Below are 24,497 nucleotides of genomic sequence, written 5' to 3' on the forward strand. Positions count from 1 at the left end.
TCGACACACGGCATAGTAGAGGGCGCTACGGCTTGAGTGCCGGGGGTGGTCGATGTGGATCCGACACGCGGGGAGAGAAAGCAACAATGGCATCACGTCGGGACGAGCTCAATGCGTATTCATTCGCGCGGAAGCGTACGAATGCCGCATTTCTGAAGCCACTGCCGAGCGGTTCGATCGAGAGTGCGCCGCGCCCTCTGAAGGCTGTGCTGCCGAGCGTCCTGCTGGGCGTCGTGATCCTTGTCGGCTTCGGTGCCTGCGGCATCGTCAAGCCGGTCGCGCCCGAGGGCTGGGACAAGGTCGGGGAAAACGTCATCGTGGGGGCCGATTCGACGACCCGTTACGTCGTTCTCTCCAGCGACGGCAATCAGGGTAAGAAGGAGAAGCTCCTCCATCCCGTCCTGAATCTCGCCTCCGCGAAACTCCTTCTCGACCCCGATAAGTACAAAGTCGTGAATGTGAAGGAATCCGAGCTGGACGGAAAGATCGCACACGGTCCCGCCGTCGGAATTCCGTTCGCCCCCGACCGCCTCCCCAATGCCACGGACGCCGGAAAGGCGAAGACCTGGGCCGTCTGCGACCGTCCGGGCAGCGGTATCAACAGCAAGGCCCAGCAGGCCGTTTTCGTCCTCGGGGGCAAGGACAAGGACCTCGTCGAGGACAAGGGGCGCCTCGACATGCACCAGGTGCTCTTCGTGCGCGACCCGCAGAAGAAGCTCTGGCTCGTGGACCACAACGGCTTCAAGTTCGAACTCGACGCCACGTGGGGCGGGCGCGTCGCGGCCCCGGGAGGACAGGGCGCGGAGGACCTCAACGTGCTTCTGCGCCGTGTGCTCTTCAAGGAGGCGGAGCCGCAGGACGTGACGCAGCAGTGGATGGACACCCTCATCAAGAGCCCGGTGCCGATCTACCTGCCGATCGTCAAGGGAGCCGGCACGCCCTCGAACGCCTCGGGCGTCCCGACGCAGCACCGGACCATCGGCACCGTCCTGGAGATCCCCGGCACCGCGGACCAGAGCACGACGGACGGTGAGAAGGCGGGCAAGAAATACGTCGTCACCGCGGGTGGCGTACAGCAGGTGTCGGACTTCGTCGCAGAGCTCCTGCTGAAGGGCCCGAACGCCCTCAAGGTGCACCCCGACGGCTCGGCCATGGAACCCCAGCAGGTCTCCACCTCCAGCATCAACCCGATGAGGGACGACAAGGGGCGGTTCGTCTCGTACCTGGGCAAGGTGGGAAGCACCGACGTGGACATGCCCTGGCCGACCGAGGCGGTCGACATGGCCAACAACTTCGCCCAGGGCTCCCAGACCGGCGGTCTGACCACCCCGACCGAGAACGGCGTCTCCTGCACCGTCTACGACGGCACCACCACCAAGCTCCCCGGCGGCGCCGACAAGGCCCTCGGCTACCCCAACGGCCTGCCCAACATGGGCACCTGGATCGGCAAGGACTACCCGGCGAAGATCGCCAGCGGCGCCTCCTCCTACGTCACCCCCGGCAGCGGCCAGCTCATCCAGCGGGTCCGCACGCCCCAGGAGAAGGACGGCTCGCTCTACCTGATCACCGACACCGGGCTGCGCTACCGGGTGCCCATCAACAACGACAGCTCCAGCAAGGCGGGCAACGCCAACCAGGAGGTCAACCAGGCCGCCCTGCGGCTGGGGTACAAGGGCGTCCACGCCGAGCCCATGCTGATGACCTGGGTGGACCTGCTGTCGGAGGGGCCGGCGCTCAGCGTCGACGCCGCCAGGAAGACCGGCACGTCGTAACGGACGGCGGGCGGCGCGCCCTGCCCGCACCTGCCCCGCGGATTCGACGGGCGGGCCACCGGATTTCGGTGCCCGCCCGGCTTTTCCGGATTTGCTCCACGGATTCCGTTGCCCCTCGGAAGGGGGCCGGGAAAATCTTGATGTGTTTCTCCGTGGGCCGATAGAATCCCATCTGTCCACTTCGCACGACGCATTCTCGAACTGGCCCTACGGGGCGGCCAGTTGGTGTTGTGGTGATCCGGTCACAACGTCGCTCCCTCTGTTGGGGGCGGCTGTATGAAGTGGTTAAAGTGGTCGCTGGCGCCAGCAGGCGGCGCCGACCGCGCAGCACCGTCGCCGGTGCGGTGCGGGTGACGTGCGAGTCTCATGGGGGACGTTGCGATGAGTGGTAGTCAGTTCACAGTTACCGAAGAAGAGATGGTCGCGTTCAGCGGCAAGATCGGATCGGTGAGCCAGACGATCGAGGGCGAGATCCGCCACCTCAACACGGTCGTCGACAACATCACCTCCGGCTGGCGGGGCCAGGCGGCCACTTCGTACAACCAGCTCCAGTCCAAGGTGAACGAAGACGCGACTCGCATCAACCAGCTTCTGAACGAGATCAAGGAAGCGATCGACGGCACGACGAAGAACTACGCGGCCTCGGAAGAAGCGCAGAACGCGTCGATGTCCCACGTGGCCTCCGCCTCGGACTCCCCCTTCGGGTGAGGATCGGCGCCGCTGCGGCGGCGCGGTGAGCCAGTGGCCGCGGCACAGCGATCCGGTATCCGGTATCACGCCGCGGCCGCGTGAATCGATCAGTTCAGCACATTCCGAGGAGAGATCATGTCGGGCCACATTCTCGTCAATTCCGAGACGATCGAGCAGGCGTCCCAGGACGTGAAGCGCACCGCCACCCAGATCCGGCAGCAGCTGGACGACCTGGAGGCCGGCGTCAAGCGCATCGCCAGCACCTGGGAAGGCGCGGCGAAGGAGGGCTACCAGGCCCGCCAGCGCGAGTGGGACAAGCGCGCGCACTCCCTGCAGCAGACCCTGGAGGCCATCTCCAAGGCGCTCCACGAGGCGTCCGTGAACTACCGCGACACGGAGCACCGCAACGCCAACATGTGGAACCACTGAGCACCACAGGTGACAGGTGCTTCCGCCGCCGCAGGCGGAACGGCTAACGGCTGAGCAGCCACGAGGCTCGCACAGTGGCAGAAGAGGGCGGGCGCGCTGCACCAGTGCGCCCGCCCTTCTGGCGTCCGGGCCCGCACCGCTCACCGCTCCCGTAGCCAACGGCACCTCCGTACCGCTTCCTCGCCCCGTCCACCACGCATGGAGAGCAGACAACCCGTGGGATCTCGCGCCAACGGTCACCGAGCAGGGCGCCGCCGCCGCGCGGCGGGCGTATTGGTGACATCGGCCTGCACCATCGCCCTTTCCGGTGTCACCGCCCTCCCGGCGGCCGCGGACGAGAACGTTCCGCTGAACAGCGGCGAGTGCAAGTTCAACACCACCGACATCAAAGAGACCCCGTGGTCCCTGCAGCGCCTCATGACGCAGCAGCTGTGGGCGAAGACCCACGGCCAGGGGGTCCGCGTCGCCGTCATCGACACGGGTATCGATGCGGGGAACGACCAGATCAAACCGGCGATCGGGTCCGGCGGCCGGTCCTTCGTCAAGGGCGGCAAGGAGACCGAGGACCGGGTGGGCCACGGCACCAAGGTCGCCGGCATCATCGCCGCCCAGCCGCGTCCCTCGTCCGGCTTCTACGGTCTGGCGCCCAAGGCCAAGGTCATCCCGTTCCAGCAGACCGACCAGGAGAAGCCCGGCACCGCCGACAGCCTCGCCAAGGCCATCGACGCGGCCGTCGCCGAGGGCGTCGACATCATCAACATCTCCCAGGGCACGGATGCGAGCGAGGAACTGCTCCCCACCCTGAAGGCGGCCGTCGCCAAGGCGTCGAAGGCAGGCATTCTCATCGTCGCCTCGGCGGGCAACGACGGCGCCTCCGGCAAGGAGAAGCGCATGTACCCGGCGGCGTTCCAGGAGTTCGACAACGTCCTGGCCGTCGCCGCCTCCGACCGCAACAACGAACGCGCGGCGTTCTCGCAGCCCGGCGACTACGTCGACATCGCGGCGCCCGGCGTCGACATGGTCTCCACGGTGCCGGACGGCGGTAACTGCGTGGACCAGGGCACCAGTTTCGCCGCCCCGTACGCGGCCGGCGCCGCGGCGCTCCTGAAGTCCCTGCACGAGGACTGGACGCCGCAGGAACTGATCTGGCACCTGGAACAGACCGCCGAGCGCGTCAACCGGGGACCGGACCACAACATCGGATGGGGCGTCATCGACCCGGTGGCCGCCCTCAACGACACCACCAGGCCCACCGCTCGCCCCACTCCGGACAAGCCCGCCGCCCAGAACACCGCCAAGGTCCAACCGGCCGCCCTCACCATCGGGGAGAGCCCGGAAGACCGGCGGGCACGGATTTCCCTCTACATTGTGGGCGGAGGACTTCTGGCGGTCGCCGGAGTGGTGGGTTCGTCGATCGCACTCCGGGACTGGCGGCGGAAGAACGGCATGATCACACGGGGAGGACAGTAATGGGCAGTGCCGACGAATATTTCGTCGATCTCGAAGCTCTGGACACGGTCGGTCGCAAACTCAACGGCGTACTGCGCTCGATGGAGGAGACCAAGAGCAAGGCAGGACACAGCACCTACCTGCCGGAAGGCACTCTCGGCACCGGCTTCAGGGAAGAGCGAGAGCTCAGGGAAGCCCATGACGCCATGAAGACGTTCATGGACGATGAGATTCTGAAGAAGCTCGCAGATCTGGTGGACGATCTGAGTCGGAAGACGGCGAAGACGCGGGACGCTTATCACGACCGCGAGTACGACGCCTCCAACGCTCTGAACCCCGGAGGGAAGTAGTCGTGAGCGAGAACAAGGGCGGAGTCACCACCGACAAGGGTTGCTTCTACGCCAAGCACGAAACCAAGTTCTACCAGTACAACATGGACCAGTTGAAGGCCATGGTGGCTGACGCCAAGCCTGGCAAGGTCAAGGAAGTCGCGACCAACTGGAAGTGGATCCACGACTGCCTCGTTGGCGAGGACGGCCGTGGTGGGCTGCGGAAGGAATTCGACGACGCCATCAAAGAAGTTCTGGAAGCCTGGGGTGGTCAGGCTGCAGAGGGATTCCGTCGGACCGCAAAGACGATCAGCGACAACATCGCCAATGCGGGCCCCTGGGCGATCAACATGCACGACGTCATGAATGGCGTCGAAGCGTCGCTGAGCGACTACAAGCAGAAGATCGACGACATGAAGAAGCCGACGGGCACCGAGAGCAATCTCGACGCCGCCGGTAACTACGCCCTGAAGGTGGTCACCTTCGGATCCAAGGGCGGGCGCGACGACTCCAAGGCCAACAGCGAGCTGGAGGCCGGAAAGCCGACCGAGGACGTCCTCAACGGCAACTCCGGTGAGCTCTCGGAGGGCAAGGAGCGCCAGCTCCAGACGGCGATCATCATGGAGTACCTGGGGTCGTCCTACAGGTCGAATGTGGCGGCGATCGGGAAGCCGCCGCCCAGTCGCGTCGGTGAGAAGGAGGTACCCCCTCCGGGCGATACACCGACGCCACCGCCGTTCGTCCCCATTCCGAACAGCGTGATGAATCCGCCGAAGCCTTCGGTGCCGAAGACGGACATTCCGAAGCCTCATGGCGGTGGCTACCAGTCGCCACCCGGCCTTGAGGGGCCGCGTCATGACGGCATCTCCGGCGGGGTGAACAGTCCGATGCCGAAGACGTCCACGATGCCCAGTGTCAACACCGGACTTGACGGCCTCGGGGGCGGAGGGGCCGGAGGCGGGGGGCTCTCGGGCACCGGCGGCGGCCTCGCCGGTGGTGCAGGCATCGGCAGCGGTGCCGGCATCGGCGGTGGGAGCGGTGCCGGCGCCGGCACCGGATCCAGCTCCGCGGGTATGCCCGGTGGCGCCGGAATGATCGGTGGCGGTGTCGCCGGACGCGGCGGTGCCGCAGGCGGTGCGGGAGCCCGTGGTGGCCGCGCCGGTATGCCGGGCATGGGAGGCGCCGCAGGCCGCGGCGCCGGAGGTGCCAAGGGTGGCGCGGCGGCCGGACGCGGCAGCGCGCTGGCCAAGCAGAAGGGCGGCGTGGTCGGCGGCGCCAAGGGCAAGACCGGTGGTGGCGCCCAGGGTGGCTCCGGTCTGCACCGCAGCCGTGGTGGTACGCAGAAGGGCAACCTCGGGGGCCGACGCCCCGCAGGGATGGCCGGCGTTCCCGGCGCGAACGGAGCCAAGGGCCGCGGCAAGAACGAGAACGGCGAGCGTCCCGACTACCTCGTGGAAGACGAGGAGACCTGGACGCCTGAGCGTAATGTGGCTCCGAAGGTCATCGAGTAGAGACTCACCGGCCAGGTAATCGGCGGAGACGAGGGGGCCCGCAGTCTTCGGGCTGCGGGCCCCCTTCTCTAAGGAAGGGTGTACGGCATGAGCTTCACGCGGACGCTGCGGGCGGTGAGCGGCGCTGCAGTGGCTGGAGCGCTGCTTTTCGGCACCGCGCCGGTCGCTTCGGCAGACCAAGTGAGGGAGGACCAATGGGCCCTACGGTCCCTGAGCGCAGATAAGGCCTGGCAGGTTTCTACTGGAAAGGGCGTCACTGTTGCAGTTATCGACAATGGCGTCGATGGGCAACACCCTGACCTCAAGGGCAGTGTCCTGGAGGGGCAGAACTTCAGCACGGGTTCCCCTGCTGATCAGGAGACCGAGAATGATCACGGAACGAGCATGGCCTCCATCATTGCGGGCCATGGGCATGGCCCTGGTGGTTCACAGGGGGTGAAGGGGCTGGCTCCCGATGCCAAGATCCTTGCCATTAAAGACTCGGACTCCGATGAGAGTGAGTACACCGACGGCATTGCAAAGCCCTTGAGGTTTGCGGTTGATCACGGCGCGAAAGTGGTCAACATGTCATTCGCTGGTGCGGGTGCTTTGACGCAAGAAGAGAAGGATGCCGTAGCTTATGCGATGAAGAAAGATGTTCTTCTGGTTGCGGGGTCGGGGAACACGGGATCCGGAAATAGCTACTATCCAGCTGCTGCGCCAGGGGTAATCGCTGTTGGAGCCGTGAGTCAGGACGGCAAGATCTGGGAGAACTCGAACTACGGATCCCACCTCCTCCTTTCGGCCCCCGGGGTGCACATTCGCTCTGCCGCGGCCACCGAGCCCTACCAGTTCACTCGTGGAACCTCCGACGCCACTGCGTATGTTTCCGGCGCCGCCGCCCTCCTCCGTTCCAAGTTCCCCGACCTGACGGCCGGGCAGATCGCGAATCGTCTGGTGAAGACGGCGAAGGCGCCCGCCGGTACGGAGACGCCCGATCCGTACTACGGCTACGGCGTCATCGACCCGTACAAGGCGTTGACCGCCGATATTCCGGCGGGGTCGAAGAACGGGCCGCTCAAGTCGCCCGAGGCGAGTGACGACGGTCTGATGAAGCCGTCGAACCGGTCGGATGCGACGGAGCCGCGGGACACCAGTAACATCCGTGCGGTTTTCGGGATCATCGGATTCTCGCTGATCGTGCTCTTCGTGATTGTCTTCATCATCGTTCTGGTCGTCGTGAAGAAGAAGCGGCGGAATGGTCCTCCGCCTGGTGGGCCCATGGGATTCGGTGGGCCTGGTGGGCCGGGGGTGCCGCCGCAGCAGGGGACGTACCAGCAGCCCGGTGCCTACCAGCAGCAGCCCGGTGGGCAGGGCCCCTACCCGCCGGCGCCTCCCGGCCGGTGAGGTACCGCTGAGGGCATCGCCCCGTTGAAACGTCGTCAGGGCCCGGCAGTTCTTGGACTGCCGGGCCCTGACGGGTGGGTGGGGGATGTGCGGAGCGGGTGACGGCGGGCGGAGATGGCGCGGTGGTGAGTCCGTCACTCCGCTCTTGTCCGTGTGACGGATCGCCTCAGCCGAAAACGGACCGGACGTGTTCCTTGACCGTGTCCGTGTGTTCCTGGTGGCGGGTGGCGGCGCCGCCGGTGTGCCGGTCTGCCTGGCGTTGGGCGTGGTTCAGACCGCGTTCGGTGAGGTCGGTCTGGGCGCGGTCGGTGTAGCTGGTGGGGTCGGCGAGGCCGGCGGCGCCGTCCCGGTAGTTCCCCAGCCGCTCCTTCGCGTCCGTCTGGACGTCGTCGGCGTACTCCTTGGCCTTTTCCTTGCCGATGTCGGCGGTTTCATTCCACCGGATTCCGTCGCGTTCGCCGAAGTGGGCCTCGATGCCCTGCTCGGCGATGTTCTGGCCCATTTCGGTGCCGGCTTCTTTGGCCTTTTCCTTGGCGCCCTCGACGACGGTGTCCTTGGCGAACTCCTTGGCCTGGTTCTTCGCCTCGTCGACGACCTTGTCCTTGACCTCTTCCTTGACGGTCTTCTTGATGTAGTCGGTCGCCAGCTTGCGGGATTCCTTGGAGACCGCCTTCTTCGCCATCTTCTTGATGGCGTCCATGGTGGCGTGCTCCATGGCCTTGGTGGCCGCCTGCACCACTTCGCGCTTGAGCTTGTCGAGGATCTGCCGGACGATCAGGCGCGTCGCCTGGGTGACGCCGGCCGCGCCCAATTCGGAGAGGCCCAGGGTGAACGGTGCCGCGGCCTGTGCGGAGATGAGTTCCACGGCCAGCATCACCAGCTGGACGATGACCGCGACTTTCCCTTCGATGACGGCGAGCGCTGCGGCGTCGAATGCGAGGGCGATGACTTCGGCCGCCGCCGCGGCGTCGCGGAGATAGTGGTCGCCGCTGTTCCCGCCACCGGCGAACGAGCCCCATTCGTCGGCGAAACCCTCGATGGCTTCACCGGAGTTGGCGGACATCACCTCGTTGGCTGCGGACGAGCCCTGGGAAAGGGTCTCGTTGACCTGTTCGGCGAAGGTGCGCCATGCCGCCGCGCAGTCGAAGAGCGCGTCCTCATCGGCCTCGGGCCATTCGTATCCCAGGAGGTCCAGGACCCAGGTGACCTCTTCGGGAAGCGTCAATGACACGGTGTTGTCCCCCGTACGGTGTGGCAGAGAAGTGTGACGTGGCCGCGGTCGGCGGGCCGATTCGCGGTGTGGGAAGAAATGCCGGGGAGGCCCCGGGAACGCGGAGCGTGGGGCCGGAAGGCGTGGGGTGTCGGCCCCGTCAGATCACGGGGCGGCCGACGGCGCTGATCGTGTGGATGCCCTGGTCGTCGGAGGTCGCGTAGGACCGGGCCATCTCGCCGAGCTTCTCGCCGATTCCCTCAAGGCGTTCCCCGAGCGAGTCCATCGATGTGAACATGCCCTTTTTGATCGGGTCGTAGATGGTGTCGAAGATTTCCCCGAAGTCGCACTTCTTCCAGGGGTCGCCGATGCTCTCCAGGTCGTCCTGGAGTTTCTTCGACGCCTTGCTGAAGTCGCTGCCGAGGTGGACGAACGCGGTGCCCTGTGCCTTCAGCACGTCCGGTTCTACGTCAAAAGCCTTGTCTGCCATCGCTGCCCCCGTTGCATGCCCATTTCCGCATGGCAATTTTCACATTCAACACTCTCACTTTAGGTGATCTCCATGGTGTCGCGTCAAATGGGATTGTGTAGGAAATGTGGGAATTGTGGAGCGGTGGCGGGTGGGTTGAGCGGGTGGGATGGATTCCGGTCCGTGGGAGGGGAATCCCGTCGGTGCGTGGGGCGGAGAATTCTCGGCAATGACGGGGGAGGACGAGGAAGGGGAGGGCGCGGAAAGGGAGGGGCGGGAGGCGGTTTCCCCGGTGGAGTGTGGGGTGCGAACCGGGCGTCCGCGGCGGGGTGTTGCCCCGTGGGGAGCGCGGGCCGGGCCGGGGCGGGCGGTCCCGTAGCATCTCGGATCATGGAAGCAGCCAGGGGCGAGGAAGAGCCTCTTTCGGGGGAACGGACGGCGGCGACGCCCCGTCAGGCGCGGCGGATACGGATCGCCCTGGCCTCGGTGATGATGGGCGCGATGGCCGTGGTGCTGGTGGTGCGGCTGGCCAGTCGGACCTCGGTGCTGGTGGTCGGGGTCTACGGCGCGGCGCTGGTGCTGTGCGGCGTGGTGATCGAACTCAGCCGCCACGGGCGTACCCGGCTGGGGAGTTGGCTGCTCGGCATCGGACTGGCCGCCGCCCTCGCCGCGGACTGGCTGCTGCTGCCCTGAGCCGATCACCGCAGGCGCGTCGGGCGTGACCCCGCCACCGCACCGTCCGGACTGAACCACCAGCGGCCCCGCCCCACCCGCAGCCCGAAGCCGTAAGCCACGTAAGCCCCGCCCCGTAAGACCGGCGGCCGGCGCGGGAGAGGAACGCCCCGGGGGGCTGCGCCAGGGGTGCCGGCGAGAGCCCGCTCCCTACCGTCCCCGGGGGCCTCGGGGAGCAGACCCGCCGTCGGCCCCCGACCGCGGCGGGGCGGCAGACATCGCGGCGAGGATCTGTCGGGCCGTGACGCCGCGTTCGGTGGTGAGGAGCAGGACGCCGTCCGGCGACAGATCGGCGCCGAGGACGGGGGAGTCGGCCGGCACCGCCGCCACCACCTCCTGGGTGCGCCGGTCATGGACGCGGACGCCGTCGTCGCCCCGGGTGAGGGTGAACGGTGCGGCGGCATGTTCCTCCGCGGAGGGGTGCACCACCTGCTCGGGCGCCGCGTCGAGCGGGGCGCCGTCCGCCAGGGCGTGGACGACGCACGCGCCGTCGCCCCCGGGCAGCGCGCGGGCGCCCGGCGTCGCGGCCGGGACGCGGCAGACCGCCACCGGGACCGGGACCGGGCCGCCCGGCAGCACACCGGTGGCGACGGCGGTCGCCCCGGCGGGCGGCAGGCTCCACAGGGTGCGCCACGGCAGGGCGAGACCGAGGCCGTGCAGCGCCTGTGCGTACGGCCGCAGCCCGTCCTCGGTGAACGCCGTCTCCAGGAAGGCCGCGCGGAGGGCGGGAGCCGCCCGCGTACGGGTCAGCAGCGGCGCCGTGCGCAGATACGTACGGGCCGGGGCGCCCAGCTCCTGGAGCGGCACGGCCTCGACGGCGGCGCGCAGCGCCACCGGGTCGGCATGGGCGAACAGGCCCGGATCCGTGAGGAGTTGGGGCAGCAGCCCGGCGTCCAGGGTGTGGCCGGCGAGACGGTCGCGGACGTACGGGTCGGCCCGGGACCAGTCCTGGTCGGGCACCGCCTCCAGAAGTCTCATGGCGATCCGGGTCTGTGCGCCCCGGACATCGGGTAGCCGCTCCCGGATCTCCGCGGCGAGCGCGGGGTGGACGAGGCGGATCAGGCTCCGGCCGTCGACGCCGTCCCCCGCGTCGGACGGGGCCTCCACCCGGTCCACGAACGGGGCGGTCAGCAAGGCGCCGTCGGTCAGTTCCCGGCCCAGATCGCGTTCCGCCACCGCACTCGCCAGCGCGCCCCACAGCGGGAGCGGCAGCCCCTCGCCCTCGGCCAGCGCGAGGGGCGCCAGCAGCAGCCGCAGCAGCCGCGGATCCGCGCCCAGCCGCCGGGCGTGCAGATCGACCGCCTGCCCCACGGTGGCGGGCAGCTGCTCCGGGTCCGCCGGGTCGAACCCCTCCGGGGCCAGCAGCGCGGACCGGACGGCCAGTTCCACCGTCAGATGGCTCCCGGCGGCGCGGGCTCCCAGCGCCGCCGCGAGCGCAGCGCGCGGTTGCGGGTCGGTGGTGAACGGCAGGGCGGGCGCCCCCCGGGCCGGGTCGAGCGCCGTCGCGGCGTGCGCCACCAGCCCGTCCGGATCGGCCCACTCCGGTGCGTCCAGGTCGATGATCTGCGCCTGGCCCCGCGGCACCGCCGCGGTCAGCTCGGCAGCGAGTTCGCGCGGGACGACGGCCAGCAGCTGCACGGCGGGGAGGGCGGCGAGAGGGGCGAGGACCTCGCGCACCAGGCGCGCCGGCTCCCCGGCGGCGCGCACGGGGCCCGCCGCGGCGACGTCCGGGACCACCAGCGTCACCGGCTCCTCGCGTGCGCCCAGCTCGGTGACGAGGTCGGCGGGGCGGGTGGCGGCGAGACCGAGGTGATCGGCGGCGGTCCGCAGGAACTGCGCCGCGGTGAGCCCGCCGGGGTCCGGCACGGCGGGCGCGGGGAGGTCCGGCGGTACCGTCGCCGGGTCCAGCTCGTCCACCGGCAGTCCGTTGCGGGACTCGGGGTCGCACAGCATCAGGAAGCCGGTGAGCAGGCGCCCGCGTCCGCTGCCCGGGGCGCCGGTCAGCGCGATCACACGGGGCGCGCCGGGCCAGCTCATCCGCCAGGCGGCGAGTGCGCGGAGCACCGGGGTGCGGCCGCCGACGTACGGATGCGGCGCGTATCCGGGCGCCGTGACGCCGTCCGGCCGCGAGGCGTCGATGACTTCCTCGTCCCCCATGAAATCCCGCCCTTCACCGTCTCGCCGTCGTATTCCGGCTCCATCGGCGATCTTATGATCCGCGCCGCGCCCCCGGAGTCTTCGGGTCCGGGCTGTTCCGGAACCGGTACACGGGGTGCGTCCGGCCGATCGCGGACCGCGTATCGGACGTCCGCTCCACGATCAGGCGGCCGCTTTTCGCGCCAAAAGCCCCGTACTCCCGATTTCCGTACGCCCTTTACCGGACGGAACACGGCGGGCCCGCGGCGGGCGCACCTCTTCGGGGGCTGCCGGGGAGGCGAGTTGCCGCGCGGCATGAAAGCGGTGTGAAGGAACAGGGGAAATCGGGAAAGGGAGGGGAGGAGAGATCGGAAGGAATTGCGGGGTGGAAACGGGAAGGGGGAGGGGAGGAGATCCGCGAGCGGGATCTCCTCCCCTCCCCCTTGTGCCGGCTCCGGTCTCAGCTCCGGTGGGAGGAGCCGCCGCGGCCGCGGCGCGGGCCGGTGACGAGGCCGGAGGACGGGCCGTCACGCTCGGCGCGCTCCTGGTCCGCCTGCTCCTCCTGCTGCTTCTGCCAGGCGGCGAACTTCTCGCGCGACTCCTCGCGTTCCGCCATCGTCTGGTTCTCCGCCGCGCGCCGCATCTCCCCGAGGCGGTCGCCGATCGCGTCCATGTACGACGGCGTCTGGATCGCTTCCTTCATACCGATCCGCCCGGACAGGACCTCCTTGGCCATCTCCTGGAGCGAACCGCCGACGTTCGGGTTGTCCGCCAGGGTCTTCAGCGCCTTGCGCAGCCGGTGTGCCTGCTCCGGATCCTGGGCGACATCCATCAGGTCCTCGTCCTGGATCTGCCGTTCGTTGCTCATGCTGCCCCCTTGAACGTGTGGCACAGCAACCACGTGTGCTGCACCGGCGTCACGAGTCTAATGACGGGCAGGAACAGGACGTCAAGGCGGGTTGTCGCTATTGCCGGAAATTGCGTACCGCGCATTCCGGAGTGAGCCGTCCGGCCGCCGAACGGCCGGGTGGCCGCCCTTTGCCGATGTGCTACATCTGAGACGATGTCCGGCAGGTCACCGCCGTCAAATACGGGGAGAAAAGATGTCCGACGAAGTCCGGACCGATACCGAGCAGTTGCACAAGCTCGGCACGGTCTTCGAAAAACACGCGGACGATCTGGCACGGCAGTTGACGGCATTCCGGCGCCGCGCCGATGCCGCCGCCCTGCGCGACGGTTTCGGTGACGAGGCGGCGGCCCGTTCGCACCGGGAACTGTACGAGCAGGCAGAACGCGCCCTCGGGCAGCTGCGGGAGCGGCTCGCCGAGGTCGGCGACGGCATACGGCAGACCGCCGTCTCGACGCAGGCGGTCGAGGACGGGCTGGACGCGATGATCAGGAGTGTCGGATGACGGGGCAGGGCAATCCGGAGGCGCTGCACGAGGCCGCGGCCGGATGGCGGGAGATGGGCAGCCACCTCGACGGCATGGTCCGCGAGTTGGACACACATGTGGCCCGGGCGGCGGCCGCCGACTGGCAGGGCCCCGCGGGCGAGGCGTTCGCCGCCGACTGGCACCGCCTCAAGAGGTCGGTGGACGAGGCGCTGCCGGTCTTCGAACTGGCCGCCGCCGACCTGGATTCCGCCGCCGCCCGGCCCGCCGCACCGGAGCACGACGGCGCGGCGAAGGACGCCCCGGCGCCCGCCGCCCCGGCCGGCGACTCCGCGGACAGCGGCCGCGATCTGACGTACGGCGTGATGGCCCTCGGGCAGCTGGGCAACGCGCTCGGCGGCTTCGCCCGGGGCAGGAAGGGCGGCGGCGGCCAGAGCGCCCGCCCGCCGCTGAAGGGCGAATGGGCGGTCTCCGACGCGCCCGCGGGCCCCGACCCGTTCGGCCCCGGCGGCCCCCGCCGCGGCGGCGCCGGCGTCGCCAAGGGCGCCCGCACCCCCGACGCCGCCTCCGGCACGGGCGGGACGAAGGGCGCCGCACCGGCGGGCAAGGGCTTCAACGGCGCGGACCCGAAGGGCGCGAAGGGAGCCAAGGACCCGAAGGGCACCAAGGACGCGAAGGACGGACAGGCCGCTGCTCCGGCCGCCGGCCCGGCACCCGCCGCGGCGCCGGGCGCCGAGCCCGCCGCCGCCCCGTCCGACGGCGTCCGCCCCGATGTCGGCCGGCACGGCGCCTTCGGCTGAGCCGTCCCCGGGCCCGGCCGGCCGCAGGAGCCGCCCCCGGGCCCGTACGGAACGGAAACACCTCCCGCACCAACGGCGGTGGGGCGCCCCTCCGAAGAGGGACGCCCCACCGCCGTTGTCGTGCCGAGGCCGCGGATCAGCGGCCGTTCGCCGGCAGCCAGCCCGTCTGGACCAGCTGTGCGCCGCGCTTGCGCGTGACGAACGTGGCCCGGCCGGGCGTCAGGCTCTGGCCCTTGACGTTGCCCATCAGGGGACCCTCGCCCGGGTCGGCCGAGAGGATCAGGCCCTGCGCGCCCAGCTCCTTCGTCCGCTGCATCACCGGCTCGAACGAGGACCGTCCGGCACCCGAGGAGGTACGCGCCAGAATCAGGCGCAGACCCAGGTCACGGGCGAACGGCAGATACTCCAGGAGCGGCTGCAGCGGGTTGCCGCTGCTCGTCGCCACCAGGTCGTAGTCGTCCACGATCACGAACGCGTCCGGCAGGTCGTACCAGCTCCGGTTGCGCAGCTGCTCCGGTGTGACGTCCGGGCCCGGCATCCGGCGGCCCAGCGAACCGGCGAGACCGGAGATGACCTCCTCCAGCTGAGGCCCCGCCGCGCAGTACTTGTACAGATGGCTCTCCGGAACCTCGCCGAGCAGCGCGCGGCGGTAGTCGGAGACCACCATCAGCGCCTTCTCGGACGGGTACCGCTCGGCGATCTGCTTGGTCAGCAGGCGCAGCAGCGACGACTTGCCCGACTCGCTCTCGCCGTAGATGACCAGCAGCGGGTCGGTCTCGAAGTCGACGAAGGCGGGCGACAGCGTCGTCTCGTCGACACCGATGGCGATGCCGTGGTCCGGGTAGTCGCTGCCCTTGGGCAGATCCCGGGCGTACAGCATCGTCGGGAGCATCCGCACCTGCGGGGCGGGCTCGCCCTGCCAGTGCTCCTTGACCGTCTCCACCAGATTCGCCATGCCCTCGCTGAGCGACTCCGGATCGCTGTTGCCGTCCAGCCGCGGCAGCGCGGCCAGGAAGTCCAGCTTCTCCGGCGACAGACCGCGGCCCGGCTTGCCCATCGGCACGTTCTCCGCGCGCTTGCGGTCGAACTCCGACTCCATCGCGTCGCCGAGCCGCAGCTCGACACGGTTGAGGAGCTGGTCGCGCAGGGCCGGACGGACCTCGGTGTAACGCGAACCGGCGACGATCAGGTGGATACCGAAGCCCAGACCGCGACCGGCGATGTCGAGGATGACCGGGTCCAGCTGCTCGTAGTCGGTCTTGAACGTCGACCAGCCGTCGATGACGAGGAAGACGTCGCCCCACTTCTGGTCCGGGAACGCACCCGAGGCACGCCGCTGGCGGTAGGTGCCGATGGAGTCGATGTTGTGCTGCCGGAAGAACTCCTCACGCTCGTTGAGGATCCCGACGACCTCCGCGACCGTACGGCGCACCTTCTCCGCGTCCAGCCGGGAGGCGACCCCGCCGATGTGCGGCAGCCCCTCCATGGCGAGCATGCCGCCGCCACCGAAGTCGAGGCAGTAGAACTGCACCTCGGCCGGGGTGTGGGTGAGCGCGAACGACGCGATGGCCGAACGGATCAGCGTCGACTTGCCGGACTGCGGACCACCGACGACCAGACCGTGACCAGCACCGGCCGAGAAGTCCAGGTACATCACGTCACGCCGCTGCTCGAACGGCTTGTCCACCAGCGCGACCGGCACCACGAGCTTGCCGAGCGCGCTGTACTCCGGCGCGTGCACGCCCCGCTCGGGGGTGACCGCCAGCGCGGGCAGCAGCTGGTTGACGGTCGGCGCCTCCTCCAGCGGCGGCAGCCACACCTGGTGCGCCGGCGGGCCCTGGCCCTGCATCCGGTGGACGATGACGTCCAGCACGGTGTCGGCCAGCGCGTCGTCCTGCTGCGGCGCCTCCGGCTCGATCGGCGTCGGGTCCTCGATGATCTGCTCGGCGACCGGCGCCGCCGTGAACGGCACCGGCAGCCGGTTGGCCCGCCCGCCGCCGCCCCCGCCGCCGGCACCGGGACCGCGGTAGGGGCCCGACACGTACGCGGCCTTGAACTGCACCATCGTCTCGGTGTCGTACTTCAGGATGCCGGAACCGGGAACGTTCGGCAGGTGGTAGGCGTCCGGCACACCGATCGCGGTCCGCGACTCGGCCGCGGAGAACGTCCGCAGACCCAGCCGGTACGACAGGAAGGTGTCCAGACCGCGGAGCTTGCCCTCCTCCAGACGCTGCGAGGCGAGCAGCATGTGCACACCCATCGAACGGCCGATACGGCCGATCTGGATGAACATCTCGATGAAGTCCGGCTTGGCGGCCAGCAGCTCGGAGAACTCGTCGATGATCATCACCAGCGACGGCAGCGGGTCCAGCGGCGCACCCGCGGCACGCGCCTTCTCGTAGTCGGTGATGTTCGCGTAGTTGCCCGCCGAGCGCAGCAGCTCCTGACGGCGCTGGAGTTCGCCGGTGATCGAGTCGCGCATACGGTCGATCAGCGAGACGTCCTCACCGAGGTTGGTGATCACCGCCGCGACGTGCGGCATCTCCGACATACCGGTGAAGGTGGCGCCACCCTTGAAGTCCGCGAGGATGAAGTTCAGCGTCTCGGACGAGTGGGTGACCGCCAGTGCCAGCACCAGGGTGCGCAGCACCTCGGACTTACCGGAACCGGTCGCACCGACACACAGGCCGTGCGGACCCATACCCTCCTGGGACGCCTCCTTGATGTCGAGCATGACGGGCTGGCCGTCCCGGTCGACACCGATCGGCACCCGCAGCCGCTCGTGGAGCGTCCGCGGTCGCCAGGTGCGCTGCACGTCGACGGAGCCGGCGTCGCCGATGTCCATCAGGTCCGTGAAGTCCAGGTTGGACAGCAGCGGTTCCTCGCCGTCCGCGCCGGCACCGGCCCGCAGCGGCGCCAGCTGACGCGCCAGCGCCTCCGCCTCCGGGATCGACAGGGTGTCGCAGACCCCCTCGTACACCGCGCCGTTGGCCGACTCCAGCACCAGCTTGCCCGGCCAGACCTGTACGGCCAGACCGCCGCGGATCTCGTCGAGGTCGCCGGGGACGACCTCGATGATCGTGACGCCCTGGAGCCCCTCCGCACCGGCGATCACCGAGTCGATCGGCACCTCGCCCGCGTCCAGCAGGACCACCAGGTGCGGGGTGTCCGTCACCGGCGTGCCCTGCGGGTTGAAGCGGCCGCGGCCCTCCAGCTCGTCCGCGAGCAGCTCCTCGACCTCGCCGAGGTCACCGACGACCAGCCGGCGACTGCCCGCACCGTCCGTGGTCTTGTCCTGGACGTGCGGCAGCCACTTCGTCCACTCCCACTCCGCCTGCGCACCCGGCGAGGCGACGACCGCGACCATCAGGTCCTCGGGGGAGTGCAGCGTGCACAGCTGCGCCACCATCGCGCGGGTGGCGCCGTAGACGGTGTCCGGGTCGCCGGAGACCGTCAGGTGGTAGAAGGCGCGCAGCGACACCGCGAGCGGGAGGTTCTCCAAGTGCCCGTGCTTGTCGAGGAATTCCTTCATCGCGTGCGCGGTCAGCGGCTCCAGCTCGTCGACCGGCGCGGTCTCCGGCGCCTTCAGCGGGGTCGACAGCTGCTGCGGGCCGAGCCCCAGCCGCACCTGTGCGAAGTCCGGGTCGCTCGCCCGGCGCTCCCAGACCCGCTTGCCCTCCGCGACCACCGACCACAGCTGTCCGGGATCGGGGTGCGTGAACAGCTGCGCATCACGCTGCTTTCGCGCGGTGCGTCGTACCTCTTTTCGCTTCTGCGAAAGGTACTTGAGGTAATCCTGGCGCTCCTGAACCATTTGCCCGGAAGGGCCTTGGCGGGCTTTGACGATCTGTACGATCGCCATTGCCAGGGTGGAAACCACCATCACGCCACCCATGATTTTCATGAACGGCTGGCCGCCCATGAAAAGGAATGCGGCCGATGAGCCCATACCCATCATGGGCATGAACATCATCAGGATGTTCTCCTGTTCCCCTTCCCGGGGGAGTTCGGGAGGCGCCTCCAGCGTCACCTCCTCACCAGGAACTTCAGGTGGCAGCGCGCGGGGCGGGCGCTTGACGATGACAACGCTCACCGAGGCATCAGTCCTTCATGCATCTCGCAGTCTCGGACCGCCCCCGTTGGATTCGACGGTCCCCCCGAGCCAAGTCCTTGGCCCGACGCAGGCGTTGATCCTACTGTTTGGAGTCAAGTCTCGGGGGGAGTGGGGCAAGCGCCGAATCGGGCGGTACGCTGACGCCCCGCGAGCGTGCCGCGACGGCGTGAATAGGGCTCCCACAGGGATCCGTATATGGCTCCACATATACGCCACGCACGCGACAAAACACCCAACGGATAGGGGGAACCGCCAGGTGAGCACGACCACAGGTACCGGCTTCTGCCGGGTCACAGTCGCCGCGCCGGACGCACGGATCGATGTGGCACTGCCGGAGGACGTCGCACTCGTCGACATCTACCCGGAGATCCTGCGCCTGTCGGGGCAGTCCCAGGCGGAGGGCGCCCCCACCGGATATCACCTCGTGCGCCGCGACGGCACCGTCCTCGACGCCGGCCAGTCGCTCGCGCAGCAGCAGATCCTCGACGGCGACCTCCTCCTGCTCAAGCCGTTCGCCGAATCGCTGCCGCTCCCCGTCTTCGACGACGTCTCGGACGCCGTCGCCTCCGCGGTCAAGCAGAACCGCACCCGCTGGAGCGACGACCTCATGCACTACGTCGGCCTCACCGCCGGCGTCCTGCTGCTCACGATGATGGCGTTCGCCCTCTGGTTCTCGAACCCGGTCGACCGTGACATGCACCGGCTGCCCGGCATCATCGCCGGCGTCGTCGGCATCGTGCTGGTCGCCGTCTCCGGTGTCCGCGCCCGCGTCTACGACGACCACGGCTCCTCCATCGCGCTGGGCCTCGCCTCGCTGCCGCATCTGCTGATCGCCGGTTCCGGCATCTTCCCCGTCGACGCGGGCGAGGGCCCCGGGCGCCTCCACCTCCTCGTCGGCTGCGTCGTCGTCCTGATCGCCTCGGTCCTGCTGGTCGTGCTGCTGCCGCAGGGCGACGCCCCCTTCGTCGCCGCCGCCTTCCTCTCGGCGATCGGCACCCTCGCGGTCTTCGCCGCGATCCTCACCGACGCCGCCCCCATCGAGGTCGCCGCCGTCACCGCCGCCGTCTCCATCGCGCTCGTCGCCTGGCTGCCCGGCCTCTCGGCCCGCTTCGCCCGCCTGCCCATCGGCTACAAGTCGCCCGACCAGATCGCCAAGGGCTACGACGCCGACCGCGACTCCGAGGCCGTCGACTACGTCAAGATCGGCAACCAGGCCCGCCGCGGCCACGAACTGCTGCTCGGCCTCGTCGCCGGCTGCTCCGCCCTGGTCGTCGGCTCCGCCGGTGTCGTCCTCGGCTTCTCCGACAACATGTGGGCCCAGCTGATGGCGCTGGCCGCGGGCATCACGATCATGCTCCGCGCCCGGCTCTTCGACTACACCGCGCAGATCGCCTGCATGGTCGTCGCCGGCATCCTCACGATCGTGCTGCTCATCCTGGGCATCGCGCTCCACCCGCCGGTCGACGCCCTCGTCGAGCTGGCCCGCTTCGGTGACTCCGGCCCGCTCAACATCCGCACCGTCTGGTTCTCCGCCAGCATCGCCGCCGGTGCCGCCCTGCTCGTCGGCGTCGGGCTCGTCGTCCCCCGTAAGGGTGTCACCCCCTTCTGGGGCCGGATCTTCGACCTCTTCGACAGCCTGGTCCTGCTCTCCCTGGTGCCGCTCTGCCTCGCGGTCCTGGACGTCTACGCCAGGGTGCGCGGCCTGACCGGCAACTGACCGGCGCCCCGCACCTCACGACGGCCCCCCGGCCCGCCCGGGGGGCCGTCGCCGTCGGCTGGTACGCTGTGTGACGGTCCGCCGTGAGTCTTGAAGATTCCCTGTGAAGCAAATCCAGGGACGCTCCCGGACCGATCACCCAGAGGAGTATCGCGTGTCGCTCGACGCCGCCACGAAGAAGCAGATCATGTCCGAGTTCGCCACGAAGGAAGGCGACACCGGCTCCCCCGAGGTCCAGGTGGCCCTGCTCTCCCGCCGCATCTCGGACCTGACCGAGCACCTCAAGACCCACAAGCACGACCACCACTCCCGCCGTGGTCTGCTGCTGCTCGTCGGCCAGCGCCGCCGTCTGCTGCAGTACCTGGCGAAGAAGGACATCACGCGCTTCCGTGCGCTGGTCGAGCGCCTGGGCATCCGCCGCGGCGCGGCGGGCGCCAAGTAAGACGCCGTGAAGGGAGCGGTTCCCACCGGGGGCCGCTCCCTTTGCCGTACGCACCGGACACCGGCGTCGCCGCGAGGCGGTCGGAAGCTTTGTAGTCTGGTGTGAGCACAACCGAACGAGGGGGAGCGCCCCCTGGCCGCCGGTCCTCGGTAGTGGCCCCCGGATGTACCCCGCGCGAGACGTCTGCGCGGTCCGCCCCGGGAGCTTCGATCGAAGACCGGCCCGTACCGGCGCTCCCCGACGAAGGTCCGCCGCCACACGGGCGGCGGACGCTGACGAGGAGATTTTCTTGGTGGAGAACGAGACCCACTACGCCGAAGCCGTCATCGACAACGGCACCTTCGGCACCCGCACCATCCGCTTCGAGACGGGCCGCCTGGCCAAGCAGGCCGCCGGCTCCGCCGTCGCGTACCTGGACGACGACACCATGGTGCTGTCGGCCACGTCCGCGTCGAAGAAGCCCAAGGACCAGCTCGACTTCTTCCCCCTGACGGTCGACGTCGAGGAGCGGATGTACGCGGCCGGCAAGATCCCCGGCTCCTTCTTCCGCCGCGAGGGCCGGCCCTCCGAGGACGCGATCCTCACCTGCCGCCTGATCGACCGCCCGCTGCGCCCCTCCTTCAAGAAGGGCCTGCGCAACGAGATCCAGATCGTCGAGACGGTCATGGCGCTCAACCCCGACCACCTCTACGACGTGGTCGCGATCAACGCCGCCTCCTGCTCCACGCAGCTGGCCGGCCTGCCCTTCTCCGGCCCGATCGGCGGCACCCGTGTCGCGCTGATCAACGGCCAGTGGGTCGCCTTCCCGACCCACACCGAGCTGGAGAACGCCGTCTTCGACATGGTCGTCGCCGGCCGTGTGCTGCCCGACGGTGACGTCGCGATCATGATGGTCGAGGCCGAGGCCACCGAGAAGACCGTCCAGCTGGTCAAGGACGGCGCCGAGGCCCCGACCGAAGAGGTCGTCGCCGCCGGTCTCGAGGCCGCCAAGCCCTTCATCAAGGTGCTGTGCAAGGCCCAGTCCGACCTCGCCGCCAAGGCCGCCAAGCCGACCGGCGAGTTCCCCGTCTTCCTCGACTACCAGGACGACGTCCTGGAGGCGCTCACCGCCGCGGTCAAGGACGAGCTGGCCCAGGCGCTGACCATCGCCGGCAAGCAGGAGCGGGAGAACGAGCTCGACCGCGTCAAGGAGATCGCCGCCGAGAAGCTGCTCCCGCAGTTCGAGGGCCGCGAGAAGGAGATCTCCGGTGCCTACCGCGCGCTGACCAAGAAGCTGGTCCGCGAGCGCGTCATCAAGGACAAGGTCCGCATCGACGGCCGTGGCGTCACGGACATCCGTACGCTCGCCGCCGAGGTCGAGGCCATCCCGCGCGTGCACGGCTCGGCGCTGTTCGAGCGTGGCGAGACCCAGATCCTGGGCGTCACCACCCTCAACATGCTCCGCATGGAGCAGCAGCTGGACACCCTCTCCCCGGTGACCCGCAAGCGCTACATGCACAACTACAACTTCCCGCCGTACTCCGTCGGTGAGACCGGCCGCGTGGGCTCGCCCAAGCGCCGCGAGATCGGCCACGGTGCGCTCGCCGAGCGCGCCATCGTGCCGGTCCTGCCGACCCGCGAGGAGTTCCCCTACGCGATCCGCCAGGTCTCCGAGGCGCTGGGCTCCAACGGCTCGACGTCCATGGGCTCGGTCTGCGCCTCCACCATGTCGCTGCTGAACGCCGGTGTGCCCCTCAAGGCCCCGGTCGCCGGTATCGCCATGGGCCTGATCTCCCAGGAGATCGACGGCAAGACCCACTACGTCGCCCTCACCGACATCCTCGGTGCGGAGGACGCCTACGGCGACATGGACTTCAAGGTCGCCGGTACCAAGCAGTTCGTCACCGCCCTGCAGCTCGACACCAAGCTCGACGGCATCCCCGCCTCGGTCCTGGCCGCCGCGCTCAAGCAGGCCCGCGACGCCCGCCTCCACATCCTCGATGTGATGAACGAGGCCATCGACGTCCCGGACGAGATGTCCCCCAACGCCCCGCGGATCATCACCGTCAAGATCCCCGTGGACAAGATCGGTGAGGTCATCGGCCCCAAGGGCAAGATGATCAACCAGATCCAGGAGGACACCGGCGCCGACATCACGATCGAGGACGACGGCACCATCTACATCGGTGCCGCCGACGGCCCGGCCGCCGAGGCCGCCCGCGCCACGATCAACGGCATCGCCAACCCGACCATGCCGGAGGTCGGCGAGCGCTACCTGGGCACCGTCGTGAAGACGACGACCTTCGGTGCGTTCGTCTCCCTGCTCCCGGGCAAGGACGGCCTGCTGCACATCTCGCAGATCCGCAAGCTCGCCGGTGGCAAGCGCGTGGAGAACGTCGAGGACGTGCTCGGTGTCGGCACCAAGGTCCAGGTCGAGATCGCCGAGATCGACCAGCGCGGCAAGCTCTCCCTGATCCCCGTGGTCGAGGACGAGGACGGCGACGACAAGAAGGACGACGCCGCCAAGTGATCCAGCCTTCCCCTCTGGGTGGCTCTCACCGCCCGACGGCCCGCACCTCTTCGGAGGGGCGGGCCGTCGCCCGTACCCAAACACTCCTCAAGGGCGAGGGCGGCGCGGGCACCGTCCGCCGGACCGTCCTCCCCGGCGGTCTGCGGGTGGTCACCGAGACCCTGCCCACCGTCCGCTCGGTCAGCTTCGGCATCTGGGCGCACGTCGGCTCCCGCGACGAGACCCCGTCGCTCAACGGCGCCACCCACTACCTGGAGCACCTGCTCTTCAAGGGCACGGAGCGGCGCAGCGCCCTGGACATCTCCGCAGCCGTCGACGCCGTCGGCGGCGAGATGAACGCCTTCACCGCGAAGGAGTACACCTGCTACTACGCGCGGGTCCTCGACGCGGACCTGCCGCTCGCCATCGACGTCGTCTGCGACATGCTCACCGGCTCGCTGATCGAGGCCGAGGACGTCGAGGCCGAGCGCGGGGTGATCCTCGAAGAGATCGCGATGACCGAGGACGACCCGGGTGACGGCGTCCACGACCTCTTCGCCCACACGATGCTCGGCGACACGCCTCTGGGCCGCCCGGTCCTCGGCACCCCCGACACCGTCAACGCCCTCACCCCCGCGCGGATCCGCCGCTTCTACAAGAAGCACTACGACCCCACGCACCTCGTCGTCACCGCCGCCGGCAACGTCGACCACGCCAAGGTCGTCCGTCTGGTCCGCCGCGCCTTCGAGCGGGCCGGTGCCCTCGACACCGCGGACGCCACCCCGCTCGCCCCGCGTGCGGGCTCCCGCACGCTGCGTGCCGGGGGCCGCGTCGAGCACCTCAACCGCAAGTCCGAGCAGGCCCACGTCATCCTCGGCACCCCGGGGCTGGCCCGCTCCGACGAGCGCCGCTGGGCCCTGAGCGTCCTCAACACCGCTCTCGGCGGCGGCATGAGCTCCCGCCTCTTCCAGGAGGTCCGCGAGAAGCGCGGCCTGGCCTACAGCGTGTACTCGTACACCTCCGGCTACGCCGACTGCGGCCTGTTCGGCGTCTACGCGGGCTGCCGCCCCAACCAGGTGCGCGACGTCCTCGCGATCTGCCGCGACCAACTCGACCAGGTCGCCTCCGAGGGCCTCACCGACGACGAGGTCCGCCGGGCCATCGGCCAGCTGCGCGGCTCCACCGTCCTCGGCTTGGAGGACTCCGGCGCCCTGATGCACCGCATCGGCAAGAGCGAGCTGTGCTGGGGCGCCCAGCTCTCCGTCGACGAGATGCTGGAGCGGATAGCCGCCGTCACCCCCGACGAGGTCCGGGAGGTGGCCCGCGAGGTCCTGGGCGTGCGGCCCTCGCTGTCCGTCATCGGACCGTTGAAGGACCGGCAGGCCGACCGGCTGCACGAAGCCGTCGCCTGACCCGTTCGCCGTACCACCGA

At 69.4% G+C, this 24,497-nt stretch carries 19 protein-coding genes; 14 read left to right on the forward strand and 5 right to left on the reverse strand.

Going from position 1 to position 24,497, the window contains the following annotated elements; translation table 11 throughout:
* The first annotated feature begins 86 nt into the window (after positions 1–86).
* The 7 genes from eccB to mycP (ACF1BH_RS26425) all read left to right on the forward strand — a co-directional run bounded on the left by eccB (position 87) and on the right by mycP (ACF1BH_RS26425) (position 7,566).
* The gene (eccB, locus tag ACF1BH_RS26395; protein WP_391646277.1) at positions 87–1,772 is read left to right on the forward strand and encodes a type VII secretion protein EccB; all 1,686 of its coding nucleotides are present in this window, start codon (positions 87–89) and stop codon (positions 1,770–1,772) included.
* Between the two features lie 381 nt (positions 1,773–2,153).
* Positions 2,154–2,480, forward strand: a complete 327-nt coding sequence (locus ACF1BH_RS26400) for a WXG100 family type VII secretion target (protein ID WP_391646279.1) — start codon at positions 2,154–2,156, stop codon at positions 2,478–2,480.
* A 117-nt stretch (positions 2,481–2,597) separates the two neighbouring features.
* Positions 2,598–2,891 carry a WXG100 family type VII secretion target gene (locus ACF1BH_RS26405; RefSeq protein WP_391646281.1) on the forward strand — a complete coding sequence of 98 codons (294 nt, stop codon included), beginning with the start codon at positions 2,598–2,600 and terminating at the stop codon, positions 2,889–2,891.
* A 276-nt stretch (positions 2,892–3,167) separates the two neighbouring features.
* Entirely contained in the window at positions 3,168–4,361 is a 1,194-nt protein-coding gene (gene mycP, locus ACF1BH_RS26410) for a type VII secretion-associated serine protease mycosin (RefSeq protein WP_391646283.1), read from the forward strand.
* Positions 4,361–4,690 carry a hypothetical protein gene (locus ACF1BH_RS26415; RefSeq protein ID WP_391646285.1) on the forward strand — a complete coding sequence of 110 codons (330 nt, stop codon included), beginning with the start codon at positions 4,361–4,363 and terminating at the stop codon, positions 4,688–4,690. The genes mycP (ACF1BH_RS26410) and ACF1BH_RS26415 overlap by 1 nt, the downstream gene beginning before the upstream one ends.
* A gap of 2 nt (positions 4,691–4,692) precedes the next feature.
* Positions 4,693–6,180 carry a hypothetical protein gene (locus tag ACF1BH_RS26420; protein WP_391646287.1) on the forward strand — a complete coding sequence of 496 codons (1,488 nt, stop codon included), beginning with the start codon at positions 4,693–4,695 and terminating at the stop codon, positions 6,178–6,180.
* 87 nt (positions 6,181–6,267) lie between these two features.
* A complete protein-coding gene (mycP, locus tag ACF1BH_RS26425) occupies positions 6,268–7,566 on the forward strand; it encodes a type VII secretion-associated serine protease mycosin (protein WP_391646289.1) in 1,299 nt (432 codons plus the stop codon).
* Between the two features lie 166 nt (positions 7,567–7,732).
* On the opposite strand, the gene ACF1BH_RS26430 is transcribed toward mycP (ACF1BH_RS26425), so the two are convergent.
* Both ACF1BH_RS26430 and ACF1BH_RS26435 read right to left on the reverse strand, forming a co-directional pair.
* Positions 7,733–8,797, reverse strand: coding sequence for a PE-PGRS family protein (locus tag ACF1BH_RS26430; protein WP_391646291.1), 1,065 nt, complete (start codon positions 8,795–8,797; stop codon positions 7,733–7,735).
* Between the two features lie 139 nt (positions 8,798–8,936).
* Positions 8,937–9,266, reverse strand: coding sequence for a hypothetical protein (locus ACF1BH_RS26435; protein ID WP_391646293.1), 330 nt, complete (start codon positions 9,264–9,266; stop codon positions 8,937–8,939).
* A gap of 369 nt (positions 9,267–9,635) precedes the next feature.
* Here ACF1BH_RS26435 and ACF1BH_RS26440 point away from each other — a divergent pair, with 369 nt between their 5' ends.
* Positions 9,636–9,938: a hypothetical protein gene (locus ACF1BH_RS26440; protein WP_391646295.1), complete on the forward strand. Its 303-nt coding sequence runs from the start codon at positions 9,636–9,638 to the stop codon at positions 9,936–9,938.
* A 189-nt stretch (positions 9,939–10,127) separates the two neighbouring features.
* Here ACF1BH_RS26440 and ACF1BH_RS26445 read toward each other — a convergent pair whose 3' ends face one another.
* Together ACF1BH_RS26445 and ACF1BH_RS26450 are read right to left on the reverse strand one after the other, a co-directional pair.
* Positions 10,128–12,134 (reverse strand): ATP-binding protein, encoded by a 2,007-nt coding sequence (locus ACF1BH_RS26445; protein WP_391646297.1) that lies wholly within the window; start codon positions 12,132–12,134, stop codon positions 10,128–10,130.
* Positions 12,135–12,573: 439 nt separating this feature from the next.
* Positions 12,574–12,981 carry a hypothetical protein gene (locus ACF1BH_RS26450; protein ID WP_391646299.1) on the reverse strand — a complete coding sequence of 136 codons (408 nt, stop codon included), beginning with the start codon at positions 12,979–12,981 and terminating at the stop codon, positions 12,574–12,576.
* A gap of 235 nt (positions 12,982–13,216) precedes the next feature.
* Between ACF1BH_RS26450 and ACF1BH_RS26455 the strand changes: the two genes are divergently transcribed.
* On the forward strand, positions 13,217–13,525 hold the full coding sequence (locus ACF1BH_RS26455; protein ID WP_391646301.1) for a hypothetical protein: 309 nt from the start codon (positions 13,217–13,219) through the stop codon (positions 13,523–13,525).
* Positions 13,522–14,304 carry a WXG100 family type VII secretion target gene (locus ACF1BH_RS26460; protein ID WP_391646303.1) on the forward strand — a complete coding sequence of 261 codons (783 nt, stop codon included), beginning with the start codon at positions 13,522–13,524 and terminating at the stop codon, positions 14,302–14,304. Before ACF1BH_RS26455 ends, ACF1BH_RS26460 begins: the two co-directional genes overlap by 4 nt.
* Before the next feature lie 136 nt (positions 14,305–14,440).
* On the opposite strand, the gene eccCa is transcribed toward ACF1BH_RS26460, so the two are convergent.
* Positions 14,441–18,397, reverse strand: a complete 3,957-nt coding sequence (gene eccCa / locus ACF1BH_RS26465) for a type VII secretion protein EccCa (RefSeq protein ID WP_391646305.1) — start codon at positions 18,395–18,397, stop codon at positions 14,441–14,443.
* A 277-nt stretch (positions 18,398–18,674) separates the two neighbouring features.
* Between eccCa and eccD the strand changes: the two genes are divergently transcribed.
* From eccD to ACF1BH_RS26485, 4 genes are all read left to right on the forward strand, one after another.
* A complete protein-coding gene (eccD, locus tag ACF1BH_RS26470) occupies positions 18,675–20,135 on the forward strand; it encodes a type VII secretion integral membrane protein EccD (protein WP_391646307.1) in 1,461 nt (486 codons plus the stop codon).
* A 154-nt stretch (positions 20,136–20,289) separates the two neighbouring features.
* Positions 20,290–20,577, forward strand: a complete 288-nt coding sequence (gene rpsO / locus ACF1BH_RS26475) for a 30S ribosomal protein S15 (RefSeq protein ID WP_030288085.1) — start codon at positions 20,290–20,292, stop codon at positions 20,575–20,577.
* 292 nt (positions 20,578–20,869) lie between these two features.
* Positions 20,870–23,086, forward strand: coding sequence for a polyribonucleotide nucleotidyltransferase (locus ACF1BH_RS26480; protein ID WP_391646327.1), 2,217 nt, complete (start codon positions 20,870–20,872; stop codon positions 23,084–23,086).
* On the forward strand, positions 23,086–24,477 hold the full coding sequence (locus ACF1BH_RS26485; protein WP_391646329.1) for a M16 family metallopeptidase: 1,392 nt from the start codon (positions 23,086–23,088) through the stop codon (positions 24,475–24,477). The genes ACF1BH_RS26480 and ACF1BH_RS26485 overlap by 1 nt, the downstream gene beginning before the upstream one ends.
* Positions 24,478–24,497: the final 20 nt, after the last annotated feature.

It is taken from the genome of Streptomyces sp. NPDC014733 (assembly GCF_043083385.1).
Lineage (GTDB): Bacteria > Actinomycetota > Actinomycetes > Streptomycetales > Streptomycetaceae > Streptomyces.